The organism is Agrobacterium sp. SORGH_AS_0440 (assembly GCF_031453135.1).
Taxonomy (GTDB): domain Bacteria; phylum Pseudomonadota; class Alphaproteobacteria; order Rhizobiales; family Rhizobiaceae; genus Agrobacterium; species Agrobacterium pusense.
This window is the reverse complement of the sequence record NZ_JAVIYR010000002.1, coordinates 1,425,588-1,440,819: the sequence shown is the minus strand read 5'-3', so window position 1 is coordinate 1,440,819 and position 15,232 is coordinate 1,425,588. Positions and strand designations below refer to the sequence as shown.

The following is a 15,232-nucleotide window of genomic DNA, read 5'->3' as shown; positions in this document are numbered from 1 at the left end:
TCCGGCCGTCCAGCTCCGCGCTTAATTCAGAGGAATATCGTTGCCGCCCTTCGACGACTGATAGCTGGTGGACAGATCGTCATAGGCCGCCTTGATGCGGGCGGTCTGCGCCTTCAACGTGCTTTTCAGCGGATCCTCCTCGACTTCCACCAGATCGGTGATGAAATACGAGTTCCAGAAAGCGTTGTTGCGGCGATAGCCGCCCGGCTCCAACCCGAAGACTTCCTTCAGGATTTTCAGATCATGCGGGATAGCGAAAGCGTCGCGCGAATCCTCGTGGCTGAAGAAGGAGTAGAAATTGTCGAAACCGGCCCAGGTGATGGCGGACATGCACATGGTGCAGGGTTCGTGGGTGGAGAGGAAAATCAGGTCCTTCGTATTTGGCTTTTCGCCCAGTTCGTAAAACCGCTTCAGCGTATGCACCTCGCCGTGCCAGAGCGGATTTTCCAGCTCGTTGTTGGTTTCCGCAACCACCAGCGACAGGTCGGACTTACGCAGGATTGCCGCGCCAAAAACCTTGTTGCCAAGGCTGACACCGCGGGCTGTCAACGGCAGGATATCGTGTTCGATGACATCAAGAAGGCGGGCGGAAAGTGGCTGGCTGGTCAAGGGGGCGGTCCTTCTTGCCGCTTGTATAAAGCGGTCTTCGCATGGAAAACAGATGGCAAATTGTCTTCCCTTGTTCGGCGCGGGGGCCGGGTTTGTCAAGGGATTCGCGCTGCGCTTGGAAGCCTCCAGGCGTGCGGGAAACAGAGTCCGGTTTGTTTTCCTCCAAAACCGGGGTGTTCGAGAAATAAAAATCCAGGTGCCGGAAAGGCTTGAATTTCTGTTTCTTCAATCTTGCGCCGCGATGCGGGATATATGTCCAATGCACAACGAACATGATTTTTCCGCTGCCAGCGATCGCCTTTCAACCTTCCCCGCATTCTTCCGGGTCGAGGGCAGGCAGGTTGCCGTCTTCGGAAATGGCGATGAGGCCTTCGCAAAGGTTAGGCTTCTTGCCAATACCAATGCGCATATCATTGCCTATGCCGACGAGCCGGAGGCTGATTACGCAGTTTATCTCCACGAACACGGCATCGATCATCGGCCTCATGCTTTTGCCAGCCATCTGGTCGATGGTGCGACCCTGGTTTTTGCTGCAACTGGTGAGGCTGTTCTGGACAGGGACATCGTTGCAGCCGCGCGTTCCCGGAAAATCCCCGCCAATGCGGTGGACCAGCCGGAATTCTGCGATTTCTTCACGCCGGCGCTCGTGTCCCGGGCACCCGTCGCGGTGGCTATTGGCACCGAAGGGGCAGGGCCGGTGCTCGCGCAGATGATCCGCGCGCGCATAGACCAGATGCTGCCGCCGTCACTTGGCAAGCTGGCACATCTCGCCGTGCAGTACCGCGGTGCAGCGGAACAAACCGTACCGAAGGGCGCGTTGCGGCGCAATTTCTGGCGGCGATTTTTCTCCGGTGCAGTTGCGGATGCCGTCGCCGTCGGCGACGCCCCGGCCGCCCATCAGGCTGTCGACCGTCTTCTGCGGTCGCCCGAACGCAGCGAAGGCCGCGTATGGCTTGTCGGCGCCGGACCCGGTGCGGAAGATCTTCTGACGCTGCGCGCGCAGCGCGTGCTGATGGAAGCCGACGTCATCGTTTACGATGCGCTAGTGCCGCAGGCGATCATCGATATGGGCCGTCGCGACGCCGAGAGGCTATCGGTCGGCAAGCGAAAGGGCTGCCATAGCAAGTCGCAGGACGAGATCAACCGCCTGCTGGTGCGTCTCGGCAAGGACGGCAAGCGCGTCGTACGCCTCAAATCCGGCGATCCCCTGGTTTATGGCCGTGCGGGCGAGGAGATGGCAGCGCTGCGCGATGCTGGCATCGCTTACGAGATCGTGCCTGGCATCACGTCGGCCTTCGCCGCCGCTGCGGATTTCGAACTGCCGCTGACGCTGCGTGGTGTCGCCTCGTCGCTGATTTTCACCACCGGTCACGATCTGACAGGCGATGTTCTGCCCGACTGGGCCCGGCTTGCCGTTTCCGGTGCGACCATTGCCGTCTATATGGGCCGCAGCGTCGCTGCCTCGGTGGCCACAAGGCTTATCGAAGCGGGGCTCGGTGTGGAAACCACCGTCGCCGTTATCGAAAACGCCAGCCGCGCGGATCGCCGCCTGCTGCACGGAACATTAAACGATCTGCCCGACCTTGAACATCGCGATGAACTGACCGGTCCTGTCATGGTCATCATCGGCGATGCGGTGGCGGGCGCCAATTTCGACAGGTCCGAGGCGCTTGCGCTTGCCGGAAGGCCGGCGGACCTCAAACGGGAGTATGTAAATGGCTGACAAGGTTTTGACCGCCAACCGCCTGAGCGATGGCATTGCCGTCTGGCTCGACGCCAACGGCGAATGGACGGAAAACCTGCAGGGCGCAATCGTCGCCCGCCATGCGGAAGCGGTCGCCTCGTTCGAGGAGATCGGCAAACGGGATTTTTCCGCCAACAAGGTCGTTGACGTTAATATCGTTGACGTTGTGGAAGAGAACGGCAAGCTCTGGCCGACGCGCCTGCGCGAGCGCATTCGCGCCGCCGGCCCGACCGTGCACTATGCGACCGGCTACAAGCCGGCCGATGCAGCATTTATCGCAGTCTGAGGAAGAATATGTACCGTTACGACGAGTTCGATCACGCATTTGTTGAAGGCCGCGTGGCGCAGTTTCGCGATCAGGTTGAGCGCCGGCTATCCGGTGAGCTGGCCGAGGACGCATTCAAGCCATTGCGCCTGATGAATGGTGTCTATCTTCAGCTGCACGCCTATATGCTGCGCGTCGCCATTCCCTACGGTACACTGAATTCCAAGCAGATGCGGATGCTGGCGCATATTGCCCGTAAATACGACCGGGGTTACGGCCATTTCACCACCCGTCAGAACATCCAGTATAACTGGCCGCGCCTCTCTGACACCCCGGATATCCTCTCCGAACTGGCAAGCGTGGAAATGCACGCGCTGCAGACCTCTGGCAACTGCATTCGCAACGTCACGGCGGATCATTTCGCTGGCGCTGCGGCCGACGAGGTTGCTGATCCGCGTCCTTATGCCGAGATCCTGCGCCAATGGTCTTCCGTGCATCCGGAATTTTCGTTCCTGCCGCGCAAGTTCAAGATTGCAGTGACGGGTGCCGAACGCGATCGTGCGGCCATTCAGGTTCACGATATTGGCCTGCATCTGAAAAAGAACGACAAGGGCGAGATTGGCTTTGCCGTTTATGTCGGTGGTGGACAGGGGCGCACGCCGATGATCGCCAAGAAGATCCGCGACTTCCTGCCGGAAGAAGATCTCCTGTCCTATACCACGGCCGTGATGCGGGGTTTATAACCTGCATGGCCGTCGCGACAACAAATACAAGGCGCGCATCAAGATCCTCGTGCATGAGACGGGTGCGGAAGAACTGGCCCGTCAGGTCGAGGTCGAATTTGCGGAACTCAAGAACTCCGAATTGAAGCTGCCGGATGCCGATATCGCCGCCATCACCGCCTATTTCGCGCCGCCGGCGCTGAAGGACCGGCCGGAAGGCTGGGAAAGCCTGGCGCGCTGGAAGCGGGCCGACGAGGGCTTTGCCCGTTTTGTCGAGCAGAACGTCGCCCCGCACAAGCATCCGGACTACGGCATGGTAACGATCTCGCTGAAGCCGATCGGTGGCATTCCGGGCGACGCGACGGATGAGCAGATGGAGCTGGTCGCCGATATTGCCGCGGAATATGCCTTCGACGAAATCCGCATCAGCCATGAGCAGAACATCATCCTGCCGCATGTGGCGCTGGCTGACCTCGAGCCGGTTTATCGTGCACTTGCAGGCGCGGGTCTTGCGACCGCCAATGCCGGGCTCATCACCGATATCATTGCCTGTCCCGGGCTGGATTATTGCGCGCTTGCCAATGCGCGCTCCATTCCGGTGGCGCAGGAAATTTCCACCCGCTTCGGTTCGCCGGAGCGTCAGGCGGAAATTGGTGAGCTGAAGATCAAGATTTCCGGCTGTATCAACGCCTGCGGCCACCACCATGTCGGTCATATCGGGCTGCTGGGCGTGGAAAAGAAGGGTGCGGAACTCTACCAGATCACGCTTGGCGGATCGGGTGACGAAAACACCTCGATCGGTGAGATCATCGGTCGCGGCTTCGAACCGGAAAAGGTGACCGACGCGGTTGAGACCATCGTCGACACCTATCTCGGGCTTCGTCTTTCAAAGGAAGAAAATTTCCTTGAAGCCTATCGCCGCGTCGGGCCGCAACCGTTCAAGGATGCGCTCTACGGTTCCGCCGCCGAAGCCGCCTGAGGAGAATGTCATGACGAAAATCTGGACCCGCGACGGCTTCGTGGAGAACGATCCCTGGGTGATCGAAACGGAAGAATTAAAAGCGGTGGCTGAGCAGAAGCCCGTGCTGCCGCTTGCCGATTTTCTGGTTCGTGCGGCCGAAAGCAACGATATCGGTCTCGGGGTGCTGATTGCGCCGGCCGATGATGTGACCCGGCTGGAACCTTATCTCGACCGTATCGAGCTTGTCGCCGTGAGTTTCCCGGCCTTCAATGACGGCCGTGGTTTCAGCCACGCGTCGCTGCTGCGCAGCCGCCTCGGTTTCACAGGCGAGGTGAGGGCGATTGGCGACGTGCTGATCGATCAGGTGCCGCTCATGCTGCGTACCGGCTTCACAAGCTTTGCGGTGACGAATGGTACGGCGATCCGCCGCCTGTCCGAAAATCGCCTGCCGGAAATTCCGGTCTATTACCAGCCGACGGCCAGGCCTGCGAGCGACGGCGAGGCTTATAGCTGGCGTCGGCGTGCGTCTCTGTGACACGTTGCACGGAAATATGAGTTTCTGATACATATTTCCTACGCACATGGCAGTATTGACATTCTCATGCCTTCAAACCGGAGCAGAAATGGTATAATTGCCCGGTCGGAGAATGTCGCTCATCGAATAGAATGGACGGAACCTAAATGAACGCGCCAGCCAAGACGGAAGATTTCGCGATCAAGATACCCGATGGTGTTTATGCCGAGACGGTTTTGTCGGTGGAACATTATACGGATCATCTGTTCCGTTTCCGCATGACGCGTCCGGCCGGCTTCCGTTTTCGTTCCGGCGAATTCGCCATGATCGGCCTGATGGTCGGCGACAAGCCGATCTATCGCGCCTATTCCATCGCCAGCCCCGCCTGGGACGAGGAGTTGGAATTTTTCTCGATCAAGGTCCCGGATGGTCCGCTGACCTCCCATCTTCAGGCGATAAAGCCTGGCGATACCGTTTTGATGCGCAAGAAGCCGACAGGCACGCTGGTTCTCGATGCGCTAACGCCCGGCAGACGGCTTTACATGTTCTCCACCGGCACCGGCATTGCGCCTTTCGCGAGCCTGATCCGCGATCCCGAGACCTATGAGAAGTTCGAAGAGGTCATCCTCACCCATACCTGCCGCGATGTGGCCGAGCTGAAATACGGTTTCGATCTGGTCGAAGAAATCAAGAACCACGAGTTCCTCAGCGAGATTGTCGGCGACAAGCTAAAGCATTATGCGACGGTGACCCGCGAAGATTATCCTTTCAAGGGCCGCATCACCACGCTGATCGAAAACGGCAAGCTGTTTTCCGATCTCGGCGTACCCGCGCTCGATCCGGCCATTGACCGCGGCATGATCTGCGGTTCCTCGGCGATGCTCAAGGATACCAAGGAACTGCTTGAGAATGCCGGTCTTACCGAAGGCGCCAACAACAAGCCTGCCGAATTCGTGATCGAACGCGCTTTCGTCGGCTGACGGAACACGGTCTACGACATGTAAGGAGGCCAGATGGCCTCCTTTTCTTTGCGCCGTTACTGCCTTCCTTGAGACAGGCCATCATTATTCTGTTTAGGCGCTATCTCGTTACGATAGAGCAGGAAAAGCCCGATGGCGATTGCCGCAATGCCGCCGCCGACAAGGTGCGACAGTGAATAACCGCCCTTCGTCACCAGCCAACCTGCGACGACATTGCTGAATGACGCGCCGATGCCTTGAACCATCATGACGCTGGCAAGACCGACATTAAAGCGGCCCGTGCCCTTCAAAATTCTCTCCACCGCAACCGGCGTGACTATACCGAGCAGCCCCGCTCCGACACCGTCCAGAAACTGGACGGGGAAAATGACCCAGAAGTCCGTAAAGGCGGAAGCGAGAACGCCGCGGATCGGCAGTGCGACGAGCGCGATGATAAAGACGGTTGAGAGACCGAAACGTCGTATCAGCCAAGGGGCCATGGCGGCGACGAAAATCATTGCAAATTGCGCGACGCCGGTAATGATCGCAGTGGTGCGGAAGGGTGTCTGAAGTTCGATGGCGAAATCCTGCGCGATCAACCGGCCCATCGGCGCGTTGCCGAAGTGGAAGACGAGCAGGATGATGGCCAGAAAGATAAGTCCGCGTTCCTGCAGCAAGACCGCGATGCCGGATGGACCGGGTTCGCCCCTGTCTTCGCCAAGGCCGCGCGCCACCTTGTGGTCGATGCGTTCGGGGTCGATGGCCGCCGTCGCGACCAGAGCACCCGCAGCGGTCAGCAGCATCAGGCCGATGATGCCGTCCATGCCGAAGAAAGTGACGACGACATAAGTCGCGAAGAGCGATGCGAAATTGCCGCCGTGGTTCCAGAACTCGTTGCGCGAAATCTGATGGGAAAACAGGCGCTCGCCGACAAGGCCGAGCGTGAGGCCGGCAAGCGCCGGGCCGACCACGGCGCCGACGACGGCCGTCATGATCTGGCCGGTCCAGACGATCCAAACATCGGGAAAGATCAAGGTGATCAGCGCGCCGATGGTCACGAGGACGACGGGTATGGCAATCAGCGTCCTTTTCCACGTCGTTCCATCTACCAGGGCGCCACAAAGCGGCGTGGCGAGCAGACCCACAAGGCCGCCGACCGTGGCGATCATGCCCAGCGAGATCGAAGACCAGCCCCGTGTCGCCAGAAATGCATCCAGAAACGGCCCGAGACCGTCGCGGGCGTCGGCGAGAAAGAAATTCAGTGCAGCGAGGGCAAAAAGCGTGCGATCCGAGATGCCACCGCTATGCGGCAGGCCGCCGGAAGGAAGGCGGCCGTGTGGTGCCGCAACGCCTACAGTCGTCATGAAAATACTCCGAGAAATATGCAGGGAATCGAAAAATTGATCGAGGCTGGCGAGAAACATCTGTGCCCGCATTTGGTTGCATTGGCACGACATCAGCAGGGTTGTTCCGATATTTTTGCCCGTTGCGGGATTCGCTGGAGGAACGTTTAACGGCATTTGTGAGTTAGGCTTCGTGGAAAAACGGATAATCGCCATGAAGATCAAGGCTCTTGCAGTTTTATTTTCGGTCGGATTGCTCGCGACCCAGCCTGCTTACGCGGACGAGGGCGCTTTTCTCTCCTCGCTGAAGGGCACGTGGGCGGGAAAGGGAACCGTAATTACCCGGATCGGCACACCGCCCATTAACGTCAGCTGCACGCTGAATTCCAACGCGGGATCATCGTCACTCAACATGTCCGGCACTTGCCGCGGTCTTCTGGTGGTAAGGCGCGCGATCGCAGCCGATCTCTCGGAGAAGGGCGGGCGCTATAGCGGCGCCTATACGGGCCCTTCCGGTCGGCCGTCCGCACTATCGGGCACAAGAAAAGGAAACGCCATCAATCTGACGGTGCGATGGAACCGCGATATCAACGGCGACCGCGTTGCCGCCATGACCATCGAAAAGGTCGGTGCCAACGGCTTGCGGCTGCGCACGACCGATAAGGACGGCAGGACCGGCAAGACAGTGGTGACGAGCGACATCCAGTTGGTGCGTTGAAGAGCTTAGGCATAGCATCTCCACTTCTTCAGCTGAATTCAAGCAGCAACGGGCAATGATCCGAGACTTCGGGCTGCATAACGACGTCGAAATGATCAACTTTCACAGCCGGATTGACCAGCAGGTAGTCGGCATATCTGTTCTGCTTGGCGTAATGTGAGGTTCTGGTATCTGTGAAACCGCGGGTCGTGACGAGCTCGACAAGATTGAGTTCATTCAACACGGTAAAGGTTTCGCTGTCGGGCAGGACATTAAAATCGCCGCAAACGATGACCCGGTCGCCATCCTCCGCAATGTTCTTGACGAGGTTCACAAGTCGTTTTGCCTGCGCCAGGCGGGCGGCGGTATCGTGTTTGCCGTCGAGGTCGCGTAACCCGTGCATATGGGCAATGACAGCCGGCTGTCCGGTGGCAAAGTCGAAAACCCTGATGGCATGGCCGGTGCGTGACCGTGGATGATCGCCATATCCGTCCGCAGAAAAGGTCCCATGGACGAAGCCCTGCGCCTGGGCAACGATGGCGATGGACTTGCGAACGAATGTGGCCAGTCCCCATTGGGAAAAATATCTAGTCGTACCGTGCCAGAGATCACCCTGCGCCGCGGGGCAGAATATCGCGACATGATCCGGCAGGGCATCGGCGACATCGCGGAGGAAATTCGCTCTCTGCGGAAGCTCGATGCCGTGATCACGATAGGTCAACCAATCCTCTTGGGCAGCGGGCGTATGCACCACTTCCTGCAGGCACAAGATATCCGGGTCGGACAGGGAGATATAAGGTAAGAGTTCGTCGTGGAGCTTTCCGCCCCAACCGTTCAGGCAGATAAGGCGCATGCACACTCCATCGCTTGATTGTGTGATCCGATTTAGCATGGAAGCGATGAAGATCAATCACACCCCGTTCTTTTTCACGGTCGGGATTACGCCCACCTGAATGAGGAAGGCCCGAATTGCTTCGGGCCTTAGTCGTTCGAGCCCAGATTGGCGCTGCGGCGCTGCCTTACATTTTCGGCAGCAGCACCTTGTCTATGACATGTATGACGCCGTTGGATTGTTTAACATCAGCGATGGTGACATGGGCGACCGTGCCATTCTCATCGGTAAGTGTGATTTTTCCCATGCTTTCTTTTGCCTTGAGTACGCAGCCGCCGACCGTCTTCACGTCGTGCTCGCCCTTGTCATCCTTGATCATTTTTTCGATGGCGGATGACAGTGCATTGGCTGCAACGACGTGGCAGGTGAGAACCTTGACCAGCTTCTGCTTGTTCTCTGGCTTCAGAAGATCGTCGACCGCGCCTTTCGGAAGGGCCGCGAAAGCCTCGTCGGTGGGTGCAAAAACCGTAAACGGTCCTTTGCCCTGAAGTGTTTCCACAAGTCCGGCGGCCTTTACCGCGGCGACGAGGGTCGTGTGGTCTTTCGAGTTCACCGCATTTTCAACGATGTTCTTGTCCTCGAACATCGCCGCGCCGCCCACCTTGGGGTTCGCGGCATAGGCCGAAACCGTGCCGATGGAAAGAGCTGCAGCCAGCGTCAGGGCGCGAACGGAAAGCTTGTACATCATTATTCCTCCTTGTGACATCCAAGGCCCCGAAAGGTGGCTCTTCCAGCGGCCGCTATCGGTTATCCGTAGCGACACAAGAGACGGAAGCCGGTCTCGCAAAGTTTCAGGCGAGCCGGAAAAAAAGATAAATGGCTGATTTAAAACATGGTCCCGGCGCGCAAACGCCGAGGGTTCGTCCTGCGACGGGACGGAAAACGAAAAAGCCCGGATCGCTCCGGGCTTTCTGGCTCGAACGAAGGACAGCTTATTCGGCCGCCTCGGCATAGGCCTCCATCGGCGGGCAGGTGCAGATGAGGTTGCGGTCGCCATAGACATTGTCGATGCGGTTGACCGGCGACCAGTATTTGTCGATGCGGAATGCGCCGGGCGGGAAGCATCCCTTTTCGCGGCTATAAGGACGGTCCCAATCGCCGACGAGGTCCTCGACCGTATGGGGCGCGTTCTTGAGCGGATTGTTCGTCTTGTCCGCGCGGCCTTCCTCGATGTCGCGGGCTTCCTCGCGGATGGCCAGCATGGCATCGCAGAACCGGTCGAGTTCCGCCTTGGTCTCGGATTCCGTCGGCTCGATCATCAGCGTGCCGGCAACCGGCCAGCTCATGGTCGGCGCGTGGAAACCGCAGTCGATCAGGCGCTTGGCCACGTCATCGACAGTCACGCCGCAGCTGTCTGCCAGCGGGCGGGTGTCGATAATGCATTCATGTGCCACGCGTCCCGTTTCGGATTTGTAGAGCACGTCATAAGCACCCTTCAGCCGCTCGGCGATGTAGTTGGCGTTGAGGATCGCAACCTTGGTTGCCTGCGTCAGCCCTTCGCCGCCCATCATCAGGCAGTAGCTCCAGGAAATGGGCAGGATGGACGGCGAACCGAACGGGGCGGCAGACACCGCACCCTCGCGGCCATCGGTCGCCGGATGGCCGGGCAGGTAAGGGGCAAGATGCGCCTTGACGCCGATCGGCCCCATGCCCGGACCACCGCCACCGTGCGGAATGCAGAAGGTCTTGTGCAGGTTAAGGTGCGAAACGTCGGAGCCGATATCGCCGGGACGGGCAAGGCCCACCATGGCGTTCATGTTCGCGCCATCAAGATACACCTGACCGCCATGCTTGTGGGTGATCTCGCAGATCTCGCGAACCGTCTCCTCGAACACGCCGTGAGTGGACGGATAGGTGATCATGCAGCATGAGAGGTTTTCGGCGTACTGCTCTGCTTTCGCACGGAAATCATCAATATCGATATCACCGTTGTCCCGCACTTTCACCGGCACCACCTTCATGCCCACCATCTGCGCCGAGGCAGGATTGGTGCCATGCGCCGAGGTCGGAATGAGGCAGACATCACGGTGTGTCCCGCCATTGGCGAGGTGATAATTGCGGATGGTCAAAAGCCCAGCATACTCGCCTTGCGCACCGGAATTCGGCTGCATGGAGAAGGCGTCGTAACCTGTGACCGAGCACAGCTTTTCGGAGAGATCGTCGATCATCTCCTTGTAACCGAGTGCCTGATTGGCCGGTACGAAGGGATGGATGTCGGAAAATTCCGGCCAGGTGATCGGCAGCATCTCTGCCGTTGCATTGAGTTTCATGGTGCAGGAACCGAGCGGGATCATCGAGCGGTCGAGCGCCAGATCGCGGTCCGAAAGACGGCGGATGTAGCGCGTCATCTCGCTTTCGGCACGGTTCATGTGGAAGATCGGATGCGTCATGTACTGGCTGGTACGCAGCAGCTCCTTCGGCAGGCGATAGTCCGGCGTGAAATCCGAGACCGAGAAATTGCCGCCGAAAGCGCGCCAGACGGCTTCCAGCGTTGCCGGGCGCGTACGCTCGTCAAGGCTCATGCCGATCTTGGTGGCGCCGACCTTGCGCAGGTTCACCCCTTCCGCGACGGCCGAACGCAGGATAACGCCCTGCATATGGCCGACTTCGACGGTGATCGTGTCGAAGAAGGTCTCCGGCTCGATGGTGTAACCGAGCTTTTCCAGTCCCTTGGCCATCAGCACGGCCTTCTGGTGGGTCTGCTGGGCAATCGCCTTGATGCCCTGCGGGCCATGGAAGACGCCGTACATCGAAGCCATGACTGCCAGCAGCACCTGCGCCGTGCAGATGTTGGAGGTGGCCTTCTCACGGCGAATATGCTGCTCGCGGGTCTGCAGCGACAGGCGATAGGCGCGGTTGCCGCGCGCATCGACCGAGACGCCGACGAGACGGCCCGGCATGGAGCGCTTATGCGCATCCTTGACGGCCATGTAAGCGGCATGCGGACCGCCGTAGCCGACCGGAACGCCAAAGCGCTGCGAGGTGCCGATGGCGATGTCAGCGCCCATTTCGCCGGGAGATTTCAGCAGCGTCAGGGCCAGAAGATCGGCGGCGACGGCGGCAATCGCGCCCGTCTGATGCAGGCGGGAAATCAGGCCGGAGAAATCGCTGACATGTCCGTGCGTGCCGGGATACTGGAAGATCGCGCCAAACACGTCGACCGGATCGAGATCGGTGAAGGGGTTGCCGACAATCACCTTCCAGCCGAGCGGGGCCGCACGGGTCTCGATCAGCGCGATGGTCTGCGGATGGCAATTGGCATCCACGAAGAAGGCGGTCGCCTTGGATTTCGCGACGCGCTGGCACATGGCCATGGCTTCGGCGGCCGCAGTCGCTTCATCGAGCAGCGAGGCGTTGGCGACGTCAAGGCCGGTCAGATCGCAGACCATGGTCTGGTAGTTCAGCAGCGCCTCAAGTCGGCCCTGGCTGATTTCCGGCTGGTATGGCGTATAGGCCGTGTACCAGGCCGGGTTTTCCAGAATGTTGCGCTGGATGACCGGCGGCGTGATGGTGCCGTAATAGCCCTGACCTATCAGCGAGGTCAGGACCTGGTTCTTGTTGGCCGTCTCGCGAAGACGATCCAGCGCCTCACGTTCGGTCAAGGCCGCACCCCAGGTGAGAGGCACTTTTTGACGGATGGAGGAGGGAACGGTGGCGTCGATGAGCGCGTCGAGGCTCTTATAGCCGACGACCTTCAGCATCTCGGCCATTTCCGACGGCGACGGCCCGATGTGACGCCGGTTGGCGAAGTCATAGGGCTGATAGTCGGTGAAATGGAATTCGGTGGGCGTCGTCATTACGCGATCAGCTCCTTGTAGGCTGCCTCGTCGAGCAGCGTATCGGCATCTGCAACGTTGGAAAGCTTGAGCTTGAAGAACCAGCCGGCGCCTTGAGGATCGGAATTGACCAGCGAGGGGTCGTCGACGATGGCCTGGTTGATCTCGACCACTTCGCCATCCAGCGGACAATAGACATCGGAAGCCGCCTTGACGGATTCAACGGTTGCGGCTTCTCCATCCTTGGAGAAGGTGGCACCCACTTCCGGCAATTCGACGAAAACGAGATCGCCGAGCTGTTCAGCGGCGTGGCTGGTAATGCCAACGGTGGCGACATCGCCTTCGAACTTCAGCCATTCGTGTTCTGCAGTAAATTTCAGCATCGTGTTCTCTCCGGAGATGGGATGAAATTATCGTTTGTAGGTGGGCTTGATGAAGGGCAGGGCGGCGACGGTGACGGGCAGATATTTGCCGCGCACTTCCGCGAAGATCGCAGTGCCGGGAGCGGCGTAAGAAACAGGCACGTAACCCATGGCGACGGGGCCTTCGACCGAAGGACCGAAACCACCCGAGGTGACTTCGCCGATTTCCGTCTTGCCTTCAGCATCCGCAAAAAGCTTCGAATGGCCACGAACCGGTGCCTTGCCCTCGGGCTTCAGGCCGACGCGGCGGCGCGATGTACCGTCCTTCAGTTCACCAAGAATGCGTTCCGCGCCCGGGAAACCGCCTTCGCGATCACCGCCGGCACGGCGCGCCTTCTGGATCGCCCATTCCAGCGATGCTTCGATGGGGGAGGTCGTGGTGTCGATGTCATTACCGTAAAGGCAAAGGCCTGCTTCCAGGCGCAGGCTGTCACGCGCGCCAAGTCCGATGGCTTCGCAATCGGGATGTTCGAGCAAGGCCCTGGCGATCTCTTCTGCCTTGTCTGCCGGCACGGAAATTTCAAAGCCGTCTTCACCGGAGTAACCGGAGCGGGAGACGATGCAGGCAACATCGTGCAGCGGCACCTCCTGCACGTCCATGAATTTCATCTCGGAAACGCTCGTCCAGAGTTCGGCCAGTACCTCCTCGGCGCGGGGGCCCTGCAGCGCGATCAAGGCGCGGTCCTCGAGAAGGGTGATTTCGCAGCTGTCTGAAAGATGCGCCTTCATATGGGCGACGTCGGCATCCTTGCAGGCCGCGTTGACGACGACGAAAAGGTGATCGCCGCGATTGGTGATCATCAGATCATCAAGAATGCAGCCCTTGTCGTCGGTGAAGAAACCGTAGCGCTGGCGGCCTTCCTTGAGGCCGAGAATATCCACCGGCACCAGCTTTTCCAGTGCCTGTGCGGCATCTGAGTTGTTGCCGGACTTTGCCTTCACAATCACCTGACCCATATGGGAGACGTCAAAGAGGCCGGCTGAGGTGCGGGTTTGAAGATGCTCCTTTAAAACGCCGGCCGGATATTGCACGGGCATGTCGTAACCGGCGAATGGCACCATGCGGGCGCCAAGCGACAGGTGCAGGGAATGAAGCGGCGTGGTTTTCAGCGCGGCGGTATCGTCCAAGGACGCCTCCAGGGTTGCGCGAGCAATCGCGCGGGCTCAGGTCGTGGCGCAGATGCGCCGGTTCAAGAGCCCCCTCTGTCCTTGTCGCCTGAGATTGTTATCCCTTCGGCGAGCCGTCCTTATGAAAGGTGGCTTCTCTCCAGAGTTCCGTCGTCATCGCTGGTCCTTTTGCCTGAGAGTTTCCGGGGCGGTTGCTCCTTCGGCACCGCATTGAAGCGGTTTCTCCCAACGATGATGCGACGCTCATTATCTTCGAAGACCCGCTATTGGCAAGGACCAAATGACGCATCTGAACAGATTCTTGCTCCATCTGCGCCATCATCCCTCATCTCTCTCGCAACGACGTTTTGATATTGTCGTTCCGTCATCATTCCAACGAATGGGAATGGCGGTGGAAAGACGCCGTCATTCCGATTTTTTTGCCGGCAGACCCTTGCGTTTCGTTGAGGCAAAATCCTCAAGTTCCTTTTCCGTCATGGACTTCTCCATGCTTTTTGAAGCACCTTTTAAACTGGATTTCTTCGTTTCGCCCCTTTTGGCGGCGAGTGCTGCACCCGCAGCTTTCTGCTGGGCTTTCGATTTGGCAGGCATGTCATGTCTCCCTTAAACGATCCGTGTTGCAGGAAAATGCCGCCTTGCGGCGATTGTTCCTCATACACGTCAAGCCTGCGGCAAAATTCCCCTTTGAAATCGAAGGGAAGCGCTATATCGCATGAGATCATGGGCGCACATCGAAAAAGACGGCTGACGGGGATCGAGAAAATGCTTCGCATTTTCTGTGCAACCCTGATGCTGTCGCTCGGTTTTGCCCACAGGCCGGCGCTTGCCGCAGCCCCCGCAGTCGCGCTCGATGAGAGCTACCGGCTGCCTGATGGCACCTTTGCGGAGATCTGCCTCGGGCATGGCGGCGGGGTGAATGCCTCGCATGCCAAGGAGGGGCCCGCCCATTCGGGCGACGCGATCCTGTTTTGCGAGGCCTGCCTGCTGGCCTCGTCCATTCTTCTGCCGGTCCCCGACACGGAAAGCTGGCTGAAGACCGAATTTGCCTGGCTTGAGAACCGCCCGTCCACCGATTGGCGTTTCCATCCCGTCCCGACGATCCGCAAACCGGTCGCACGCGGCCCGCCAGCCTTGTCCGCCTGATTTTTCATCTTACAGGATCATCGCCGCCGAACCGGTGGCAAGAAACGGCTGCTTGAA

At 59.2% G+C, this 15,232-nt stretch carries 15 protein-coding genes, 1 pseudogene and 1 riboswitch; of the genes and pseudogenes, 7 read left to right on the top strand and 9 right to left on the bottom strand.

Annotated features, from left to right (window positions below; genetic code table 11):
- Nucleotides 1-21 precede the first annotated feature (21 nt).
- The gene (locus QE453_RS16340; protein ID WP_037092792.1) at nt 22-609 is read right to left on the bottom strand and encodes a deaminase; all 588 of its coding nucleotides are present in this window, start codon (nt 607-609) and stop codon (nt 22-24) included.
- Complete coding sequence (locus QE453_RS16335) at nt 575-883, bottom strand: hypothetical protein (protein ID WP_244404974.1); 309 nt, start codon at nt 881-883, stop codon at nt 575-577. The genes QE453_RS16340 and QE453_RS16335 overlap by 35 nt, the downstream gene beginning before the upstream one ends.
- Here QE453_RS16335 and cysG point away from each other — a divergent pair.
- The 5 genes and pseudogenes from cysG to QE453_RS16310 all read left to right on the top strand — a co-directional run bounded on the left by cysG (nt 869) and on the right by QE453_RS16310 (nt 5,795).
- Complete coding sequence (cysG, locus tag QE453_RS16330) at nt 869-2,332, top strand: siroheme synthase CysG (RefSeq protein ID WP_244404975.1); 1,464 nt, start codon at nt 869-871, stop codon at nt 2,330-2,332. The two genes, QE453_RS16335 and cysG, sit on opposite strands and share 15 nt — an antisense overlap.
- Nucleotides 2,325-2,639, top strand: a complete 315-nt coding sequence (locus tag QE453_RS16325) for a DUF2849 domain-containing protein (RefSeq protein ID WP_004441838.1) — start codon at nt 2,325-2,327, stop codon at nt 2,637-2,639. Before cysG ends, QE453_RS16325 begins: the two co-directional genes overlap by 8 nt.
- 8 nt (nt 2,640-2,647) lie before the next feature.
- Nucleotides 2,648-4,319: pseudogene (locus tag QE453_RS16320) on the top strand (nitrite/sulfite reductase).
- 10 nt (nt 4,320-4,329) lie between these two features.
- On the top strand, nt 4,330-4,836 hold the full coding sequence (locus QE453_RS16315) for a DUF934 domain-containing protein (protein ID WP_006697437.1): 507 nt from the start codon (nt 4,330-4,332) through the stop codon (nt 4,834-4,836).
- Between the two features lie 146 nt (nt 4,837-4,982).
- Nucleotides 4,983-5,795 carry a ferredoxin--NADP reductase gene (locus QE453_RS16310; RefSeq protein WP_022556175.1) on the top strand — a complete coding sequence of 271 codons (813 nt, stop codon included), beginning with the start codon at nt 4,983-4,985 and terminating at the stop codon, nt 5,793-5,795.
- A gap of 56 nt (nt 5,796-5,851) precedes the next feature.
- On the opposite strand, the gene QE453_RS16305 is transcribed toward QE453_RS16310, so the two are convergent.
- Nucleotides 5,852-7,138, bottom strand: coding sequence for an MFS transporter (locus QE453_RS16305; RefSeq protein WP_004441829.1), 1,287 nt, complete (start codon nt 7,136-7,138; stop codon nt 5,852-5,854).
- A 193-nt stretch (nt 7,139-7,331) separates the two neighbouring features.
- Here QE453_RS16305 and QE453_RS16300 point away from each other — a divergent pair, with 193 nt between their 5' ends.
- Nucleotides 7,332-7,835, top strand: coding sequence for a hypothetical protein (locus tag QE453_RS16300; protein ID WP_004441826.1), 504 nt, complete (start codon nt 7,332-7,334; stop codon nt 7,833-7,835).
- A gap of 28 nt (nt 7,836-7,863) precedes the next feature.
- On the opposite strand, the gene QE453_RS16295 is transcribed toward QE453_RS16300, so the two are convergent.
- The 6 genes from QE453_RS16295 to QE453_RS16270 all read right to left on the bottom strand — a co-directional run bounded on the left by QE453_RS16295 (nt 7,864) and on the right by QE453_RS16270 (nt 14,623).
- Entirely contained in the window at nt 7,864-8,667 is an 804-nt protein-coding gene (locus tag QE453_RS16295; protein ID WP_244404977.1) for an endonuclease/exonuclease/phosphatase family protein, read from the bottom strand.
- Between the two features lie 166 nt (nt 8,668-8,833).
- Nucleotides 8,834-9,391 carry a fasciclin domain-containing protein gene (locus QE453_RS16290; protein ID WP_034498907.1) on the bottom strand — a complete coding sequence of 186 codons (558 nt, stop codon included), beginning with the start codon at nt 9,389-9,391 and terminating at the stop codon, nt 8,834-8,836.
- Between the two features lie 247 nt (nt 9,392-9,638).
- Nucleotides 9,639-12,503 carry an aminomethyl-transferring glycine dehydrogenase gene (gcvP, locus tag QE453_RS16285; protein ID WP_113380608.1) on the bottom strand — a complete coding sequence of 955 codons (2,865 nt, stop codon included), beginning with the start codon at nt 12,501-12,503 and terminating at the stop codon, nt 9,639-9,641.
- Nucleotides 12,503-12,865 carry a glycine cleavage system protein GcvH gene (gene gcvH / locus QE453_RS16280; RefSeq protein WP_004441817.1) on the bottom strand — a complete coding sequence of 121 codons (363 nt, stop codon included), beginning with the start codon at nt 12,863-12,865 and terminating at the stop codon, nt 12,503-12,505. The genes gcvP and gcvH overlap by 1 nt, the downstream gene beginning before the upstream one ends.
- Nucleotides 12,866-12,892: 27 nt before the next feature.
- Nucleotides 12,893-14,032 carry a glycine cleavage system aminomethyltransferase GcvT gene (gene gcvT, locus QE453_RS16275; RefSeq protein ID WP_309777467.1) on the bottom strand — a complete coding sequence of 380 codons (1,140 nt, stop codon included), beginning with the start codon at nt 14,030-14,032 and terminating at the stop codon, nt 12,893-12,895.
- 150 nt (nt 14,033-14,182) lie between these two features.
- A riboswitch (glycine riboswitch) is annotated at nt 14,183-14,270 on the bottom strand.
- A gap of 167 nt (nt 14,271-14,437) precedes the next feature.
- The gene (locus QE453_RS16270) at nt 14,438-14,623 is read right to left on the bottom strand and encodes a DUF3008 family protein (RefSeq protein WP_006697443.1); all 186 of its coding nucleotides are present in this window, start codon (nt 14,621-14,623) and stop codon (nt 14,438-14,440) included.
- A 171-nt stretch (nt 14,624-14,794) separates the two neighbouring features.
- Here QE453_RS16270 and QE453_RS16265 point away from each other — a divergent pair, with 171 nt between their 5' ends.
- Complete coding sequence (locus tag QE453_RS16265) at nt 14,795-15,175, top strand: hypothetical protein (protein WP_309777466.1); 381 nt, start codon at nt 14,795-14,797, stop codon at nt 15,173-15,175.
- Nucleotides 15,176-15,232 lie beyond the last annotated feature (57 nt).